Annotated in this window: 20 protein-coding genes; 8 read left to right on the top strand and 12 right to left on the bottom strand. The window is 63.2% G+C overall.

The genetic code is table 11. The annotated features are described in order from the left end of the window. Genes NKK47_RS05715 through NKK47_RS05695 form a run of 5 tightly spaced genes read right to left on the bottom strand, consistent with a single transcriptional unit; the run spans window position 1 to window position 3072 of the window. Window positions 1–441 (bottom strand): DUF4440 domain-containing protein, encoded by a 441-nt coding sequence (locus NKK47_RS05715; RefSeq protein WP_352569313.1) that lies wholly within the window; start codon window positions 439–441, stop codon window positions 1–3. Next, window positions 438–1493 carry an aldo/keto reductase gene (locus NKK47_RS05710; RefSeq protein ID WP_352575526.1) on the bottom strand — a complete coding sequence of 352 codons (1056 nt, stop codon included), beginning with the start codon at window positions 1491–1493 and terminating at the stop codon, window positions 438–440. The genes NKK47_RS05715 and NKK47_RS05710 overlap by 4 nt, the downstream gene beginning before the upstream one ends. After that, entirely contained in the window at window positions 1490–1849 is a 360-nt protein-coding gene (locus NKK47_RS05705; RefSeq protein WP_352569311.1) for a TIGR04076 family protein, read from the bottom strand. The genes NKK47_RS05710 and NKK47_RS05705 overlap by 4 nt, the downstream gene beginning before the upstream one ends. After that, window positions 1850–2338: a DUF3830 family protein gene (locus tag NKK47_RS05700; protein ID WP_031211593.1), complete on the bottom strand. Its 489-nt coding sequence runs from the start codon at window positions 2336–2338 to the stop codon at window positions 1850–1852. Next, the gene (locus NKK47_RS05695; RefSeq protein WP_352505374.1) at window positions 2335–3072 is read right to left on the bottom strand and encodes a GntR family transcriptional regulator; all 738 of its coding nucleotides are present in this window, start codon (window positions 3070–3072) and stop codon (window positions 2335–2337) included. The genes NKK47_RS05700 and NKK47_RS05695 overlap by 4 nt, the downstream gene beginning before the upstream one ends. A gap of 126 nt (window positions 3073–3198) precedes the next feature. Between NKK47_RS05695 and NKK47_RS05690 the strand changes: the two genes are divergently transcribed. The 6 genes from NKK47_RS05690 (at window position 3199) to NKK47_RS05665 (ending at window position 8180) form a co-directional block, all read left to right on the top strand. Continuing rightward, window positions 3199–3996, top strand: coding sequence for an ABC transporter ATP-binding protein (locus NKK47_RS05690; RefSeq protein WP_352575524.1), 798 nt, complete (start codon window positions 3199–3201; stop codon window positions 3994–3996). After that, the gene (locus NKK47_RS05685) at window positions 3993–4742 is read left to right on the top strand and encodes an ABC transporter ATP-binding protein (protein ID WP_023676065.1); all 750 of its coding nucleotides are present in this window, start codon (window positions 3993–3995) and stop codon (window positions 4740–4742) included. The genes NKK47_RS05690 and NKK47_RS05685 overlap by 4 nt, the downstream gene beginning before the upstream one ends. Next, window positions 4739–5647, top strand: coding sequence for a branched-chain amino acid ABC transporter permease (locus NKK47_RS05680; protein WP_023676066.1), 909 nt, complete (start codon window positions 4739–4741; stop codon window positions 5645–5647). The genes NKK47_RS05685 and NKK47_RS05680 overlap by 4 nt, the downstream gene beginning before the upstream one ends. Further along, a complete protein-coding gene (locus NKK47_RS05675; RefSeq protein WP_023676067.1) occupies window positions 5644–6621 on the top strand; it encodes a branched-chain amino acid ABC transporter permease in 978 nt (325 codons plus the stop codon). Before NKK47_RS05680 ends, NKK47_RS05675 begins: the two co-directional genes overlap by 4 nt. Further along, a complete protein-coding gene (locus NKK47_RS05670) occupies window positions 6618–7916 on the top strand; it encodes an NAD(P)/FAD-dependent oxidoreductase (RefSeq protein WP_352575522.1) in 1299 nt (432 codons plus the stop codon). The genes NKK47_RS05675 and NKK47_RS05670 overlap by 4 nt, the downstream gene beginning before the upstream one ends. Window positions 7917–8033: 117 nt before the next feature. Further along, on the top strand, window positions 8034–8180 hold the full coding sequence (locus NKK47_RS05665; protein WP_352452379.1) for a hypothetical protein: 147 nt from the start codon (window positions 8034–8036) through the stop codon (window positions 8178–8180). A gap of 51 nt (window positions 8181–8231) precedes the next feature. Here the strand turns inward: NKK47_RS05665 and NKK47_RS05660 are convergent, their stop codons facing one another. The 6 genes from NKK47_RS05660 to NKK47_RS05635 form a co-directional block, all read right to left on the bottom strand. Continuing rightward, window positions 8232–9068, bottom strand: coding sequence for a GNAT family N-acetyltransferase (locus NKK47_RS05660; protein WP_352575520.1), 837 nt, complete (start codon window positions 9066–9068; stop codon window positions 8232–8234). 5 nt (window positions 9069–9073) lie between these two features. Then, window positions 9074–9814 carry an aspartate/glutamate racemase family protein gene (locus NKK47_RS05655; RefSeq protein WP_352575518.1) on the bottom strand — a complete coding sequence of 247 codons (741 nt, stop codon included), beginning with the start codon at window positions 9812–9814 and terminating at the stop codon, window positions 9074–9076. A 2-nt stretch (window positions 9815–9816) separates the two neighbouring features. Beyond that, on the bottom strand, window positions 9817–10635 hold the full coding sequence (locus NKK47_RS05650; RefSeq protein WP_352451583.1) for an ABC transporter permease: 819 nt from the start codon (window positions 10633–10635) through the stop codon (window positions 9817–9819). Between the two features lie 4 nt (window positions 10636–10639). After that, a complete protein-coding gene (locus NKK47_RS05645; protein WP_023676073.1) occupies window positions 10640–11551 on the bottom strand; it encodes an ABC transporter permease in 912 nt (303 codons plus the stop codon). A 203-nt stretch (window positions 11552–11754) separates the two neighbouring features. After that, the gene (locus NKK47_RS05640) at window positions 11755–13044 is read right to left on the bottom strand and encodes an ABC transporter substrate-binding protein (protein ID WP_023676074.1); all 1290 of its coding nucleotides are present in this window, start codon (window positions 13042–13044) and stop codon (window positions 11755–11757) included. A 36-nt stretch (window positions 13045–13080) separates the two neighbouring features. Next, on the bottom strand, window positions 13081–14169 hold the full coding sequence (locus NKK47_RS05635) for an ABC transporter ATP-binding protein (protein WP_352569303.1): 1089 nt from the start codon (window positions 14167–14169) through the stop codon (window positions 13081–13083). 258 nt (window positions 14170–14427) lie between these two features. Between NKK47_RS05635 and NKK47_RS05630 the strand changes: the two genes are divergently transcribed. Continuing rightward, a complete protein-coding gene (locus NKK47_RS05630) occupies window positions 14428–15141 on the top strand; it encodes a GntR family transcriptional regulator (RefSeq protein WP_023676076.1) in 714 nt (237 codons plus the stop codon). Between the two features lie 7 nt (window positions 15142–15148). Here NKK47_RS05630 and NKK47_RS05625 read toward each other — a convergent pair whose 3' ends face one another. Further along, on the bottom strand, window positions 15149–16246 hold the full coding sequence (locus NKK47_RS05625; protein WP_352575516.1) for a lactonase family protein: 1098 nt from the start codon (window positions 16244–16246) through the stop codon (window positions 15149–15151). Between the two features lie 190 nt (window positions 16247–16436). On the opposite strand from NKK47_RS05625, the gene NKK47_RS05620 reads away from it, so the two are divergent. Then, window positions 16437–16988 carry a MaoC family dehydratase gene (locus tag NKK47_RS05620; protein ID WP_023676078.1) on the top strand — a complete coding sequence of 184 codons (552 nt, stop codon included), beginning with the start codon at window positions 16437–16439 and terminating at the stop codon, window positions 16986–16988. Window positions 16989–16990 lie beyond the last annotated feature (2 nt).

Here is a 16990-nt window from a genome sequence, read left to right as displayed (position 1 = left end):
TCAGCCTTCCGGCATCTGCAGCCAGGTTTCATGCAGATGTCGCCATTCGACGCCGTTGGGCGCCGATGAACTGGTGGTGAAAACGGCACTCGAGCGGCGGCGGCTATGTTTGCCGGCCCGCTGCTGCGTTTCGATGTAGCAGACGACGATCGTGTCGCCTGCCTGCCAGCCGGCCCGGATATCCTCGATCGAGATACTGAAATCGCCATCCGAGGTGGCGCGGCTTGCCCTGACATGGTCAAGCACCGCGTCACGATCGAGGACCTGACCGTCCGGCGCAACCATCTGGAAGCCTTCGCCCATGACGCTTTCGAACCGGTTGAAATCTGCATTGTCCGCACTCGCCGCATTGAACCAGTCGACGAAGAAGCGGTGGAGATCGACCACCTCGGCGCTGGCGCGGGAAAGCAAGGAAGGTTTTTCGTCCGTGGCCGCGTTCATTTCCTGCCTGCATTCAAATTGTAATGCATGATCGAGCCGTGGCGGCCGTGACGGTCGCGTTCCAATGTGTAGACGTCGCCCAGCGGCCCACGGCTTTGCGCGATCACGGCAGCGATCCTCGCCCGGTCGTCGGCATCGAGCGCGACGTCCATGATTCTGGCATTGGCAAGGGCGTGCGCCTGGTTGCGGGCGCCGACGATGACGGCCGCCACTTGCGGCTGCTCCAGCACCCAGGCGCTGGCGATGGTGGCGATATCGACGCCGTGGCGGTCGGCGACGGCCTTCAGTATGCGAAGCAACTCCTGGAAAAGCTCCCAGCCACCAAAGTCGTCAATGATCAGCTTGTATTTGACCAGCGATCGGTTTTCGAGCGGCGTCTGCGGCTCGGCAGCGCCAAGCCATTTTTCGCTGAGGAAGCCGCCCGCCACCGAACCGTAGCAGAGGAAACTGACGCCGTGCCGGCTGGCGAGCGCTGCAAGGCTGTTGGCTGGCCGCTGGTCGAGCACCGAGTATTGCAATTGCTGGCTGACCAGCGGCACACCGGCGGCCAGGATCTCGGCCAACCGCGGCGTGTCGAAGTTCGTGGTGCCGATGTTGCGCACCTTGCCTTCCCTGCGGATTTCGTTGAGCCAGCCCATCGCTTCGACGTAGCCGGGCAGCGCACAGTCCCACCAGTGGAACTGCACGAGATCGAGCCGCTCGGTCTTCAGCCGCCGCAGCGACTGCTCGACGATGCCTCTGATGTAGTCGCGGCTGATATTGGAAAGCCTTTCCAGGTCAGGCACCAGCTTGGTGTGCACCTTCATTTTGGTGGCAGCGTCGAGGCCACGCTCATTGGCAAGGCGCAGGCGCGCCGCGCCGATCAGCTCTTCGACACCGGCATAGATATCGGCGCAATCATAGGTCCTGATGCCGGCGTCGAAGGTGGCGATCAGGTCAGTTACCGCCTGTTGGCGGTCGATCGCGCCGTGCCCGCCGGCAAGCTGCCAGCCGCCGCGAATAACGCGCGAGATCGTATAGCCGGGGCTGAGCTCGAAAGCCTTGGCGGTCATCTCCGGTCATTCTCCTTCGGCAGCGGCACCGTCGTCGTTTCGGCATGGCTGAACCGCCGCTTGCCGGTCCTGACGATCCGGAGCCGGCTGGCACAATTGGGATCCGGACAAGCGATCTCGGCGTCCGACGTCATCCAGTCGTTCCTGTGGGTCGGGCGCTGCTTTGCGGCCAGAAGCGGCAACACTGCCGCAATGGAATAGATCGAGAAACCTTGCCCCGCCGGCATCGACAGCATCTCGCCCTTCAACTCGAAATAGTCGCCGGGCTTGGCGCCGCAATAGATCGGCTTGCCCTCGGGGATAACCGCCTCGACGCGAAGGTCGAAGAGTTCGAAACTGTCGTCGGTCTCAGCCATTCAGATCTCCACCCGGGTGAAGGTGATGTCGCAGGCACCGTTGCGGCGGATCACGCCACAAGCGGCTGCGAATTTATCGCGATCCTCAGGCACCACCTGCGCGACGACGCTTCCGGCAAGCCAGCCGATCGGGAACAGCAGGCGTGCACCCGCTCCGTAGAACAGGCCGACGTCAAAGATGGCATTCGGGTTGCCGCCCCACATGCGCGGCGGCACGTAGGACAACACGATGTCGCCCGGCTGCGGCGTCAGCGTTGCGTTCTCCGCCGGCAAGGGCCTGGCATAGGTTTGGCCCTCAAGTTCGGCTGATGGAACCGGGCAGGAGATTTCCGGCCCCGTCCACATAGCATGGATGCCGGCAACGACGCGCGGCTGCTCGAGATACGCCAGCAGGAAGGCAGCGTTGTCGGGCGCCTTTTCAGGCAACAGCAGCGCGGTCACGGAAAGCATCGAGTGTGGCTCGGTGATGTTGATGCCAGGCACCGTCATGCCCTCAATCCTTCCTTGCTTGTGGATTGGAGCTTGTCGCGCAGAAAGGCGAAGGGCCGGCTGATGTCGGCCACCAGCGCCTCGCGCGCCGCTTGCGCATCCTGCCTGGAAAGCGCTGCGACGATGCTGCGGTGGTAGTGGGCCGTATCGACCTCGCCGGCGTCGGAGAAGGCGTAAATGGCAACGCGGATGCAAGGCCCGGATTGCAACCACAGGCTCTCGATCATCGGGATCAGCACGGCGGAACCGCAGCAACGGTAGATCTCGAAATGGAAGCTCTGGTTGAGCGTGGCCTCGCGGTCGATATCCTTCTTGTGCTTCAGCGCCCGCATCTCGTCCCACTCGCCGAGCATGGCTTCGACCGAAGCGATCTGGCGCGGGTTCATGCGCGTGGCAGCCAGCGCGATCGCTTCGCCCTCGATCAGAGAACGGGCGCGCAAGAGGTCGTCGATGCGCTCCAGCGTGATCGGCGGCACGCGCACCGAACGGTTGGGAAGCGCTTCCAGTGCCTTCTCGGTGATCAACCGTCCGAGCGCCTCGCGCACCGGCATGGTGCTGGTGACCAGCGCGTCGGCGAGGCCGCGGATGGTCAGAACCTGGCTCGGCTCGAAAAGGCCGCCGATCAAGGCGCGGCGCAGCTCCGAATAGACGCGATCCTGCACGGTCTCGCGGCCGACCGGCGTAAGCTGGGCTGCGATCATCTCATTGTTCTTTTCGATGGCGGCCTTCTGCATAGGCAATCCCGGTCTTGGCCGTTTTCGGCTTGCGGAAGAAATTAAAGCCGAATAGCGTGATCAAAGCAAGCGTGATCACAAATCAAATCATAGGCGATGAAGGTCGCTTTTCGGCCAGAGGAATTGATGAGCGACACGACGAAACGGCAGGAGGAGATCCGTACGCCGGTCCTCACGGCCAGGAACGTCCTCAGACGCTTCGGCGGCCTGGTCGCGGTCAACAATGTCTCGTTCGACGTCCGGCCGAGCGAAATACTTGGCCTTATCGGCCCGAACGGCGCCGGCAAGACCACGATGTTCGACCTGCTCGCCGGCAGCATTCTGCCGACCAGCGGCGAAATCCTCCTCAACGGCGTATCGGTGTCGGGGGAAGCTGCCCATCGCCGCATTGGCCGCGGCCTTGGCCGCACGTTCCAGATCCCCCGGCCCTTGCCTAACCTGACGCTGATCGAAAACGTCATGCTGGCCGCGCAAGGGCAGGCCGGAGAAAAACTGCTCGCCAATTTCCTGACGCCCCGGCGGGTCGCTGCCGAAGAAAGGGCTGCCGAGACAAGAGCCGTCGAACTGCTCGAGCTCGTCACGATCGCTCACCTCGCGCACGAACCTGCGCGCGTGCTTTCAGGCGGCCAGCGCAAGCTGCTCGAGTTGGCCCGCGTGATGATGGCCGACCCGGCGATCATCCTGCTCGACGAGCCGGCGGCCGGGGTCAACGCAACCCTGCTCGAGGTCATTATCGACCGCATCCGCGACATCAATGCGCGCGGCATCACCTTCCTGCTGATCGAGCACAATATCGACATGGTGACGCGGCTTTGCCACCGCGTGCTGGTCATGGCGAGCGGGCAGCTTCTGTGCGAAGGCACCCCGGAGGAGGTGGCGCGCGACCCGCGCGTCATCGAGGCCTACCTCGGAGGCACGGCATGAGCCAAAAGGTACTCGATGTCCGCGATCTCGAAGCCGGCTACGAGCCTGGCGTTCCGATCGTGCGCGGCGCTTCGATCACCGTCGACCAGGGCGAGATCGTCGTCGTTCTCGGTCCCAACGGCGCCGGCAAGTCGAGCCTTATCAAGGCCATCGCCGGCCTTGTCCCGATCACCGGCGGCACGGTGCTGCTGGACGGCAAGAATATCACGGCGTCGCCCGCTCACATCATGGTCCGCCTTGGCCTTGCCTTCGTGCCACAGACAGAGAACATCTTCCCGCTGATGTCGGTCGAGGACAATCTCAGGGTCGCCTGCGGCATCCTGAGGCCGCGCGAGGTCCCAGCCCGCATCGAGGAAATGTATGCGGCCTTTCCCGATCTCGCCCGTCAGCGCAGAACGGCCGCGGGCAATCTGTCGGGTGGACAGCGGCAGATGCTGGCCGTCGCCCGGGCGTTGATCGTCCATCCCAAGGTGCTGGTGCTCGACGAGCCGTCGGCCGGCCTGTCGCCGAAATTCGTGGCGATGGTGCTCGAGATGCTGGCCGGCATCCGAAAGTCCGGCGTCACCATTCTGCTGGTCGAACAGAACGCCAAGGCAGCGCTTGCCATTGGAGACCGCGCCTATGTGCTGGTCGAGGGCAAGGAGCGGCACCAGGGCGTCGCCTCCGAGCTCTGGAACGACCCGGTCGTCGCTGAACTCTATCTTGGCCAGCGCCGCCTCGACCTTGGACAAGGAAGCGCGGCATGAACCTGCAATTCGTCGTCGACGGACTGCTGGCAGGGTCGATGATCGGCCTCGGCGCCATCGGCGTGACACTCACCTATTCGATCCTGCGCTTCTCGAACTTCGCCCATGGCGACTTCATGGCCTGGGGCGCCTATGCGACGCTCGCCGTGGTTGGCGCCATTGGCGCGATTTTCGGCAAGATCGCGCCGATCGCGCCCCTCTCCTTCGGTTGGCCGCTGATCGTCGCGCTCATCATCGGCATGGCGGCCACCGGCCTGCTGGCGCTGGCGCTCGACATGGTGCTGTTCGCGCGGCTGCGGGCCAAGGGCCAGGCGATCATCGTGGTGATGGCGAGCTTCGGCGCCTCGATGGCGCTGAGAAGCCTGCTCGAATTCATCTTCACCTCGCGTCCGACCTATTTCAGCCGGGCGATCCAGATCGCCATGCCGATAGGTTTCGGCATCCGCATCACCCCGGACCAGATCGCGCTGCTGCTGCTGACCGCCGTGCTGGTGCTCGGCGTGCATCTCCTGATGACGCGGACCCAGACCGGCCGCTCGATGCAGGCATTGAGCCAGAACGCGGCACTTGCCCGCATCGTCGGCATCGACGTCGCCAGGGTGGTGCGCGTCACCTGGATCATCGGCGGCGCGCTGGCCTGCGTCGCCGGCGTCATGATCGGCATTCTCATCCAGATCCGCCCGTTCATGGGTTTCGAGATGCTGCTGCCGATGTTCGCGGCCGCCATCCTCGGCGGCATCGGCAGCGTGCCCGGCGCCGTTCTCGGCGGCCTGATCATCGGCATGGCCGAAGCGGCTGCCGTGCAATTGATCGGCGCCGAATGGCGGGCAGCCGTCTCGTTCATCATCCTGATGGCGGTGCTGTTCGTGCGGCCCATCGGCCTTTTCGGAGTGAGGGAACGCTGATGGATCTGCTCGGCTACGGCGCCTTCTTCCTGACCACCGCGCTGATCTTTTCGCTCATCACGCTCGGGCTCAATCTGCAATGGGGGCTGACCGGGCTTTTCAATGTCGGGGTCGCCGGCTTCGTTGCCATCGGCGCCTACACCTCGGCGCTGCTGACCACGCCCGACGATGCCGCGCGCCTGGGCGGCTTCGACCTGCCGATCCTTATCGGCTGGCTTGGCGCCATGCTGTTGGGCGGCGTCGCCGCCGCCATCACCGGCATTGCCACGCTACGTCTGAGATCGGACTATCTGGCGATCACTACTTTCGGCGTCGCCGTCGTCGTGCAACTGGTAGCGCTCAACGCCCAGAAGCTGACCGGCGGGCCGTTCGGCATCGGCTTCATTCCGCGTCCGTTCGGCGGTCTTGCCGAAACGCCTTTGCTGTTCAACCTTTCGAACCTTGCGATCGTCTCGGTGGTGACGCTGATCGTCTATCTCGCGCTGGAGCATCTGTCGCGCAGCCCGTGGGGGCGCGTGTTGAAGGCGCTTCGCGAGGATGAGCGGGCCGCCATATCCCTAGGCAAAAGCGCACGGTTCTACCGCGTTCAGGCCTTTGCCGTCGGTGGCGCCATCATGGCGCTTGCCGGTGCGCTGCAGGCGCATTTCACCGGCTTCATCGCCCCGGACAATTATTTGCCGGCGCTGACTTTCCAGGTCTGGGTGATGCTGATCGTCGGTGGCTCGGGCAGCAACATCGGCGCCGTCATCGGCAGCATCCTGGTCTGGGCGATATGGGCCGGATCGGGAGCGTTGACCAGTATGTTGTTCTCGCCCGAACAACAGGCCCGCGCCGCTTCGCTGCAGATCGTCGCCATCGGCGTGATGCTGTGCGTCATCCTTCTGGTCAGGCCGAACGGCCTGTTTGGCGACAGGCCGCGGCGCCCAAGGTTCGGCAAGCGTGCACGCGTGGCCCCGAGCGAGAGCGGCTCATGAACGCTGTGACCCGGCCGCACGGCGTTTCCCTTTGGCATGCCGTCAGCCGCAGTCGCCGCGACCGGCCCGCCCTCGAAGGCGCACTCGATGTCGATCTGGCAATTGTCGGCGGCGGGTTTTCAGGCCTTTCCACCGCGCTGCACAGTGCCGAGAAAGGCATCTCGGTTGCCGTCCTCGAGGCGGAAATCATCGCCTGGGGGGCAACCGGCAGGAATGCCGGCTTCGTCGTGCCGAATTTCGCGAAAAGAGACCCCGACGATATCATTGCCCAGCTCGGGCCCGAACGCGGCGAACGCCTTGTCGATTTCGCCGCCGGCAGCGCCGACCTCGTCTTCGACCTGATCAGGCGGCATGCCATCGAATGCGATGCCGTCCAGAGCGGCTGGATACAACCAGCCCATTCACCGGCCGCTTTGCAAAAGACCAGATCGCGCGCCGAACAATGGGCACCACGCGGAAGGCCGGCTGTTGCGCTGGATAGACAGGCGGTCGAAGAGCTGACCGGCGTTCGCGGTTATCTCGGCGGCTGGATCGACAGATCGGGTGGCGTCCTCAATCCGGTCGAATATGCGCGCGGATTGGCCAACGCGGCGGAAAAGGCCGGAGCGCGCATCTTCGAGCATACGCGTGTCGCGTCGATCGATCACATAGGCGATGGTTGGGCTTTGAAGACGGCCTCCGGTTCGGTACGCGCAGGAAAGGTGCTGGTCGCCACCAACGCCTATGGCGGAGCGCTGGATCGCACGTTGCAGCGAACCTATTTCCCGCTGAAAATCTTCCAGATCGCGACAGCGCCGCTGCCGCGCGAAATACGCACTCGCCTGCTTCCTGGCGGGCAAGGCGTCGGCGACACAAGACGCAATCTCTTCACCTTCCGCTTCGACGGCGAAAACAGGCTGATCACCGGCGGCATGCATGTTTTTGGCCCCGGTGCCGACACGCGGGTGCCGCGGGCGATCTGGCGGCGGCTGGCGAAGCATCTCGATCTCCCGGACATCCCGCCGCTTGAATACAGCTGGTCGGGGATGGCTGCCGTCGAGCCCGACTTCCTGCCGCACCTCGTCGATCTCGGCCCCGGCCTGATTGCGGGCTTTGCCTGCAATGGGCGCGGCATCGCCATGACGACTGCCATGGGCAAGGTGCTTGCCGACTGGGCGAGCGGAACAAAGCCTCAGGATTTGCCGCTGCCGTTTGGACCGCCGTCGCCGATCCCGCTCCACAGTCTGATGCGGCATGCGCCAAACATGCTGCTCCCCTGGAGCATGCTGCGCGACCGGCTGGATGGGGTAGGCTAGCTCGCCCTCGCTGCGCGCGTAGGATACCAAGGCTGATCGACGGCGCGTGTCCGTCCGCCGCCCTGATACCGAACCGCTAGACTAGACTCGCTCAAATCATGTTGTTAACGACAGCGGATGAAGCAGAACTATCTTTATCTCATCATCGGCGCTTTGGCCGTCGCCGTTATTGCGTTGGGGATTTACGTTTATCGCGAGGAGACTAGGCCGAAAGGCGTGGAACTTCGCATCGACGATTCCGGCATTTCAGTTCAGGAAAAATAGACCGCGTAGTCCTGTTGCCCGGCTTTGCACTGGAAGTCGGCTTGTACCGCCTCACCCCAACTCCAACGTCGTTATCGCAAAAACTCCGGACTGCTTGAGCTGCGGCGCCTTTCCCTTGTACATCCGAGCCGTCTCGAAGCCCGGTTGAAGGCCTGCGGACGACAGCAAGTCTGCAAATTGCCGGCTGGTTTCGGGAACGTCGAGATGGACGTTTCCGGGACCGGACATGTGCGCGAGCGCGGCGAAGAGATGGCTTGCCGCGTCCAGGCTGTCGGCAAAGAGCGGGCCGATCTTGCAGCCGTCCCGGCATTGGCGCGCGACGCCGTATCCCGCAATGGCGCCGTGCTTGAGGATGGCAAGCGCCATATGCGGCGGGCGCAGCCAGTGTTCCAGGAAGGATCGCCTCGGGCCGGGAAAGAAGCAGCGGTCATAGTCCAGTATGTCCGGCACGAGTTCCGGCCCTATGGCGCGAATGTCGTTGCCGACGGCTGCCGGGACATTCGGTGACCCCATGAACCGGATCGTCCGGTAGGCCGGTGCAAAACCCATGCTGCGGTAGTTGGCCTGCTGTTCGACGACACCGTCGAGGCCGATCGTGCGCTTGCCGAGCCGCGCCGTGCCGGCATCCCAAACGACCTTGCCATGGCCTTGGCCACGCCTGTCCGGCCGGCAGATGTAGAGGCCGATGAAGCCGAAACCGTCGCCATAGGCGACGGCCGAAATGCCGGCCGCCATCTCGCCATCGATAAAGGCGCCGATGAAGCCCTGCGGGTCGGCTGCCTGAAACAGCGCGGCATCGTTAAGGCCGGGATTCCAGCCTTCCGCCGCCGCCCAATCGACAAGGGTTTGCACTTCTTCACGTGCGAGCGTTCGGATCGTTCGGGGCATTGCGATCACTCGGCGGCGCCAGGCGTGAAGGATTTCAACGCGCCATGATAGGACTTTGCCAACGGGCTTGCATAGGCGCCGCGCTTGGATGTCGTCAGGCCAAGGGCGATCAATGCCTCGGCCTGTTTCACGGCAGCGCCCACGCCGTCGATGACCGGAAGCCCGAATTCCCGCTGCAGCGCCGCCGCCAGATCGGCCATGCCGGCACAGCCGAGCACGATCGCCTCGGCGCGATCCTCGTCGATGGCGCGCGCAATCTCGTTGCGCAGCCTGAGCAGTGCGTCGGACGCCGGATCTTCGAGGGCAAGAACCGGGATGTCGGCGGCGCGCACACGCGCGCGCCCTGCCATGCCATAGCGCTGCACCAACCCTTCGACCGGCACGCGCGAACGTCCGGTGGTGGTGACGACGGTGAAGCGCTGGGCGATGAACGAGGCCGTGCTGAGCGATGCCTCGCAAATGCCGATGACCGGAATGTTGGCCATGGCGCGCGCGGCATCGAGGCCGGTGTCGTCGAAACAGGCAATGATCGCGGCTTGCGCGCCCGAGCGTTCGCCGGCGGCGATCTCGACCAGCAGGCCGGGCACGGCAAGTGCTTCATCGTAATAGCCTTCGATCGATACAGGTCCCATCGACGAGGTGACGGCAACGATCTTCGTCGATTGAGCAGCGACCGATCGGGCGGCGACCGCGATAGTATCGGTCATGCTGGCGGTGGTGTTTGGATTGACGACGAGGATCTGCACTGTCAGGCACGCTCGCGGCGGCGGCCGACATAGACGATTGCGCCGAGCGTCAGCAGGATCACCAGGAAGGAAAACACGGTCGTCACGGTGCCCAGCGCATAGAGCACCGGCGTCGTGACATTCGTCGTCATGCCGTAGATTTCGAGCGGCAACGTGTTGAACGTGCCCGAGGTCATCAGCGTGCGGGCGAACTCGTCATATGACAGAGTGAAGCCGAACAGGCCGACGCCGATCAGGCTGGGCGCGATCATCGGCAGCACGACATGGGCAAAGGTCTGCCACGACGATGCTCCGAGATCGCGCGCGGCTTCCTCATAGGCTGGCGAGAACCGGTTGAAGACAGCAAACATGATCAGCACGCCGAAAGGCAAGGTCCAGGTCAGATGGGCGCCGAAAGCGGAGGTGTACCAGGCGGGGCGGAAGCCGATCTGCTGGAAGACGACGCCGATGCCGAGACTGATGATGATCGACGGCACGACCAGGCTGGCGACGGCCAGATAGAACAGTGCGGTTGCGCCGCGAAATTTCTGCCGGAAGGCCAGGCCGGCGAGCAGCGACACGGCGACAGTGACGACCATCACCATCAGGCCAAGGACGAGCGAGCGTTTGAAGCTGCCGCCGAAGTCGCCGACCGCCTGGCGCTCGAACAAATTGGCGAACCAGTGCAGCGACACGCCGTTCAGCGGAAATGTCAGACCGCCGTTCTCGCCCTGGAAAGAGAGGATCAGGATCGCCGAAAGCGGGCCGTAGAGGAACAACACGAAAAGACCGAAGAACGCCGCCAACACATAGAATTCGAGGGTGCGCTTGTCCTGGCTCATCGCCTCACAGCTCCTTGCGGATGTCGACGATGCGCAGGATGCCCGCGACCATCAGCAGCACCAGCACCAAGAGCACGACGGCGTTGGCGGCGGCTGCCGGATATTGCAGCAGCGACATCTGGTTCTTCATCATCAGCGCGACGGAGGCGCTCTGCCCGCCGGACATCACCTGCACCGTCGAGAAGTCGGCCATCACCAGGGTGACGACGAAAATGGTGCCGATCGCCATGCCGGGCTTGGCGAGCGGAATGACGACGTTCCACAGAACCTGCCAGCCGGAAGCGCCGGCGTCGCGCGCGGCTTCTATCAATGACTTGTCGATGCGCATCAGCGTGTTGAAGATCGGCGTCACCATGAACAGCGTATAGAGATGCACCATGGCCAGCACCACGGCGAATTCGGAATAGAGCAGCCATTCGATCGGCTTCGGGATCAGCCCCATTTGCACCAGCGTCGAGTTGACCAGGCCATTGCGGCCAAGCACCGGAATCCACGAGATCATGCGGATGATGTTGGAGGTCAGGAACGGCACCGTGCAGACAAGGAACAGCACCATCTGCATGGCCGTGGTCCTGATATGGAAGGCAAGGAAATAGGCGACCCAGAAACCGATGAACAGCGTCAGCGCCCAGACGATGGCGGCGTATTTCAGCGTATTCAGGTAGGTTTTCCAGGTGACCCAGGAGCCGAGCGTGTCGGAATAATTGGTGGTCAGGAAATCCGGATACATCGCTGCGAAATCGTAATCCCAGAATGAGACCACGGCGATCATCAGAATTGGCAGCAGGAGGAACGCGCCGAGGATCAGGGCAAGTGGTGTTGCCTGGAGATAGGGGACGAGGGCGCCGATCGAGAGCCGGCGGCGTCTGGCGGGTTTGGCGGCGGCGGTGGCGGGGCGTTCGAGCGCGGCTGTCATGAACATCTCGGTATAAGTCAGCGATGCGGCGAAGCCGCCTTTCCTTCTCCCCCTTGTGGGAGAAGGTGGCCGAGCGAAGCTCGGTCGGATGAGGGGTGTTCCAGCTTGGCACCAACAGCGCTCCGGCCGGCACCCCTCAACCGTCTTGGCGCTGCGCGCCAATCCACCTTCTCCCACAAGGGGAGAAGGGGAAGACGTTGTACCTACGCAGCGATGAACTCGTTCCAGCGCTTCACCATGTAGCGGTCTTCGTCCATGACCGAGTTCCAGCAGGCGACCTTGCCCATGCGCTCTTCGAAAGAGCCGCCGTCACGCACGGCGCCAGCCTTTTCCATGACCTTGCCGTCCGGCGACAGGATATCGCCCTTTGCCGGCTTGCCTTCGATCCAGTAGCCCCACTCGTCCTCGGACATGAACTTCTTGGCCGACACCATGTTGGCCGAGTAATAGCCCTGGCGGTTGAGATAGCCGCCAACCCAGCCGGACGTGTACCAGTTGATGTATTCATAGGCGGCATCGAGTTCGGCGCCGGAGAGATGGGCTGCCAGGCCAAGCCCGCCACCCCAGGACCGGTAGCCTTCCTTGAGCGGCTGGAACCGGCACGCGATGCCCTTGGAGCGGACCGCGGCCACGGCCGGCGACCACATTGACTGGATCACCACTTCGCCTGAAGCCATCAGGTTGACGCTCTCGTCGAAGGATTTCCAGAAGGCGCGGAACTGGCCGGCTTGCTTGGCCTTGATCAGGAAGTCGATCGTCTTGTCGATCTCCTCCTTGGTCATGTTGCCCTTGTCGGCGTATTTGATGTTGCCGGTGGCTTCCATGATCATCGCCGCATCCATGATGCCGATCGACGGGATGTTGAGGATGGCGGTCTTGCCCTTGAAGGCCGGATCCATGATGTCGGCCCAGGTGGTGATATCGCGGCCGACGAGGTCGGGGCGGATGCCGAGCGTATCGGCATTGTAGATCGTCGGCACCATGGTGAACCAGTTGGTCGGCGCCTTGGCGAAGACCTTGCTGTCCTGCGCCTCGACGTAACCGACCGTGTGCGGCGCGGTGCCCTGGGCGATAACGCTGTCCGGCGCCAGCTTGCCGGTTTTGAACAGCGGCACCAGCTCGTCGTAATATTTCAGCTTGGTGACATCCATCGGCTGCAGGACGCCTGTCGGGAACACCTTCTTGCAGATCCAGTATTCGATGTCGGCGATGTCGTAGCTGTCGGGCTGCGTCACGGCGCGCTGTGCGGCGGCGTCGGAATCGGTTGCTGTCATCTCCAGCGTGATGCCGAGATCGGCCTTGCACTTGTCGGCGATGGCATTGAGGTTGGATACGCCGGTGCCGAACTGGCGCAGCGTGATGTTCGATTGCGCCCAGATGGTCGGAAAGCCAGATATGGCGCCGGAACCGGCGGCGAAACCGACGGCGGCGGCACCTGTCTTGAGCAGCGAACGTCGCGATATTCCAGTCTTCTTGTCGGTGGTGTTGGTCATGTTCAGTTCCCCTGTTTTGATTGGTTATGCTGGATTTCAGGAATCGAGACGACCAAGGACGATCGCGTCCTCGGCGTCCCAGGCGATCGGCACTGCGTCGCCGACGGCAACCGGGCTGGCGAAGAAGCTGGTGTCGTCGACGATTACGGTGAAATCCTCGATGCCGGCGCCATTGACCGAGAGCTTCACGGTCGAACCGCGGTACTCGACGTTTGAAACGATGCCGGTGAAGCCGAGCCCGGCTGCCGGCGGCTCGCCGATGCGCACGTGGTCGGTGCGAATGGCGATGTCGATGGGTTCCCCGGTCTCCCTGCCCTGCCCGCTGGCCGCGAGCGTGACGCCGCCGGGCACATCGAAAACGACCATGCCGTCGCGACTGCCGGCGACGCGCCCGGAGATGACATTGTGGTCGCCCATGAAACGAGCGACGAAGGCCGTGGCCGGCCGCTCGAACACCGTGCGAGGGTGCGCCGCCTGCTCGATACGGCCATCGTTCATCACCACGATCAGGTCGGCCAGCGCCATCGCCTCTTCCTGGCTGTGGGTGACGTGGACGAAAGTGATGCCGAGCGACGTCTGCAGCTTCTTCAGTTCGGCTCGCATGCGGATCTTCAGGAAAGGATCGAGCGCCGAAAGCGGTTCGTCGAGCAACAGCGCCTCGGGATCGGTGATCAATGCGCGCGCAAGAGCAACGCGCTGCTGCTGCCCGCCGGAAAGCTGCGCCGGGCGGCGGCTGGCATAGGCCTCCATCTGCATCAGCTTCAGCATGTCGAGTGCCTTGGCGCGGCGCTCCTCCTTGCCGACGCCTTTCATCTTCAGGCTGAAGGCGACATTGTCGATCAGGTCGAGATGCGGAAACAGTGCGTAGGACTGGAACATCATGGCAGTGCCGCGCCTGGCCGGCGGCAGGTCGGTGACCACTGTGTTGCCGAGACGCACGTCGCCACTCGATATGCTCTCGTGCCCGGCGATCATGCGCAGCGTCGAGGTCTTGCCACAGCCGGACGGACCGAGCAGGCAGCAATAGGTACCCGCAGGGATTTTCAGGCTGATGCCTTCGACGGCAGTCGTCGCGCCATAGACTTTCGAAACGGACACAATGTCGATTTCGGCGGCTTTGGACATCCAGCTTCCCCTTTGGTCGGATTAGCCAAAGCATCATGCGTGCCAGTTGCGCGCCGCCGCACCAACCGACTGAATCCTCGAAGAAATCAGGGCCGCCTCTATATAGCTGCCGATACGTCGCCCTTGTGCAATGCACAAATTATAGGCGATTGCCGCCGATCTTCGCAAAGATCGTATGCAATCTTTTTCATCTCTGTATTCACTTTGTCTCTCGTCCAAGCGATGCGATTCAGGGTAGAAGAACGCAGGACCACTGCCATGAACATTGCCGACCAGACCTTCCCTGCTATCGAGGCCGCCAACGAGGATCGCGCGCAGGCGATCCGCGACCAGTTGCGCGACGCGATCGTCGATCGCCGGCTAGCGCCGGGAACAAAGCTATCCGAAGGCGAAGTCGGCACGCTGTTCGATGTCAGCCGCACCGTGGCGCGTGCGGCACTGCAGATGCTTTCCTTCGAGGGATTGGTGCGCACCGAGCGCAATCGCGGCGCCTTCGTCGCCAATCCGTCGCCGGAGGAAGCGCGGCAGGTTTTTGCTTCGCGCCGGCTCATCGAACCAGGCATCGCGATTGCCGCCGCCGGACGGATGACGCCGGCGCATGTCGCCGCGTTCAAGGCCCAGCTCGACGAAGAAGGCCGTTTCATCGCCGAACGCGGACCGAACGCAAGGCGATCGGAGATCAAGGCGTCGGGGGATTTTCACCTGCTTCTGGCGTCGGTCGCGGGAAACGTCATCCTGCAGCGCTTCATGGAGGAATTGGTCGCTCGTTCATCGCTGGTGATCGCACTCTATGGCCGCTCGGGCATCTCGAGCTGCGGCCACAACGAACACACGCAGATCCTCGAGGCGCTGGAAAATGGCAATGCCGAACGCGCCAGCGCGCTGATGCTGCACCACATCGACCATATCGAGGCCGACCTCGATTTGCGCGTCAGGAGCGGCCCGGCACTCAGGCAGGCGCTCGAGTTCTGAGATCGCGTCAACGCACGATCCTCACGCACATCGGTGTGCCAATCTCGATGGATCGGCCGGTGTCGGTCAGCCGGCCGGTTGCGGCATCACGGGCGAAAATCGAGATGCGGTCGGCATTCTGGTTGGCCGAGAACAGATGGCCGCCCGAGGGCGTCGGTGCCAGATTGCGCGGCGTGGCGCCGCCGCAAGGCGTATAGCCCACAAGGGCAAGCCTGCCGGTTTGCTGGTCGATCGAAAACACCACTATGCTGTCATGGCCGCGGTTGGAGCCGTAGAGAAAGCGGCCGTCAGGCGAGATCTGGATGTCGGCGCAGTGATTGCCGTCGCGCGCCTCGGGCGGCACGGCCGGCTTGCTGTCGATCACCGTAAGCTTGCCTGATGCTTCGTCCAGCGCCAGCGAGACAGCCGTCGAATCCAGCTCGTTCATGCCGAACACGAAGCGACCGCCCGGATGCAGTGCGAGATGGCGCGGACCCGCGCCTGGCGCAAGCGCCGACTCGGCGAGCTTCGTCAGGCTGCCGTCTGAGCCGATGCGATAGGACACCAGCCGGTCGATGCCGAGGTCAGCGACGATCGCCATGCCGCCGGCAACCGTCTCGGTTACGCTATGGGCATGCGGCCGCTCCTGGCGGGCAGGATCTGGTCCGGTCCCGCTATGGGCAACGCTCGACAACGGCGCTGTCAGGCCGCCATTCTCACCCAACCCATAGACCACGACCGAGCGATCGGGGCCGCCCTCGCCCATGCCGTAATTGGCGACCAGCAGCTTCGTCCGGTCGCGCGTGATGGCGTTGTGCGCCGTGATGCTGCCCAGCGTCGGCTGCTTGTTGATGTAGGACAGCGTGGCGGTCTGCCTGTCGAAACGGTAGGCCGAGACCACCCCTTCGCGCCAGGTGAACACTTCTGAGTTGGCATAGATGTGGGAGCCGTCCGGCGTCACCGACAGGAAGGTGGGATTGTCGATGTCTCCCGTCTCGGCCAGTTTCTTCGTCTGCAGCGTCCCTTCGTCGAAACTGTAGACACCCAGCCCGATGCCGCGCGCGCCCTGAAAATACGGGGCGTCGCGATTGAGGCTGCCGACGAAAACCAGACAGGCATTCTGCATCACTTCCTCCCTTGTTCCGCCGGCATTGGCCCCGACGGAGCAGGCAAAATTTCGCCTGTTCACGCTTGCAACACAACCCCATATGTGAAAATACTATTCACAAAAGAAGATTGACGGGAGGATCGATCATGCATTTCGCTGGTCTGCGGCGCGCCCTGATGGACGATTCCCGCTCCCAGAGGAAGTCGTCATGAGCGGTTTCGCGCCAACCGTGGGCGTGGCATCGACACACCCCGCCAACATGCCTAGGAATCACGCCGACCTTCCCGTCTGGAACGCGGAGAACTGGTTCTACGAAGACTGGCCGGTCGGCCAGAAGATCCGCTCGCTGCGCCGGACCATTGCCGAGGGCGACAGCCATCTCTTCAACACGCTGGTGCTCGACATCCATCCATACGTGCAGGACCAGATGTTCGCCGAGACGCAAGGCATTTTCGGCAAGCGGCTGGTGGCAGGGGCCTTCGTGTTCTCAGCCGGGCTCGGTCTCGTCGCCACCAATTGCATCAACGCCTTTTCGTATGGCTACGACAAATTGCGCTTCATCAAGCCGGTGTTCATAGGCGACACGATCTATTCGATCCGCTCCAACCTCGACAAGAAGCCAAAATACAAGGAAATGGGGCTGATCCGCGCCAGCTATGAAGTCTTCAAGGGTGAAGGCGAGCTCGTGCTTTATTGCGAGCACCTGCAGACGGTGAAGTACCGCAATCCGGCCGATTTCGCCGGCAAGACGGAGAAATAGGC

Origin of the sequence: Mesorhizobium sp. M0019, assembly GCF_040323975.1 — a bacterium.
Classification (GTDB): Bacteria; Pseudomonadota; Alphaproteobacteria; order Rhizobiales; family Rhizobiaceae; genus Mesorhizobium.
Note: the sequence above shows the minus strand (reverse complement) of the source record. Positions and strands in the feature narration are given on the sequence as shown.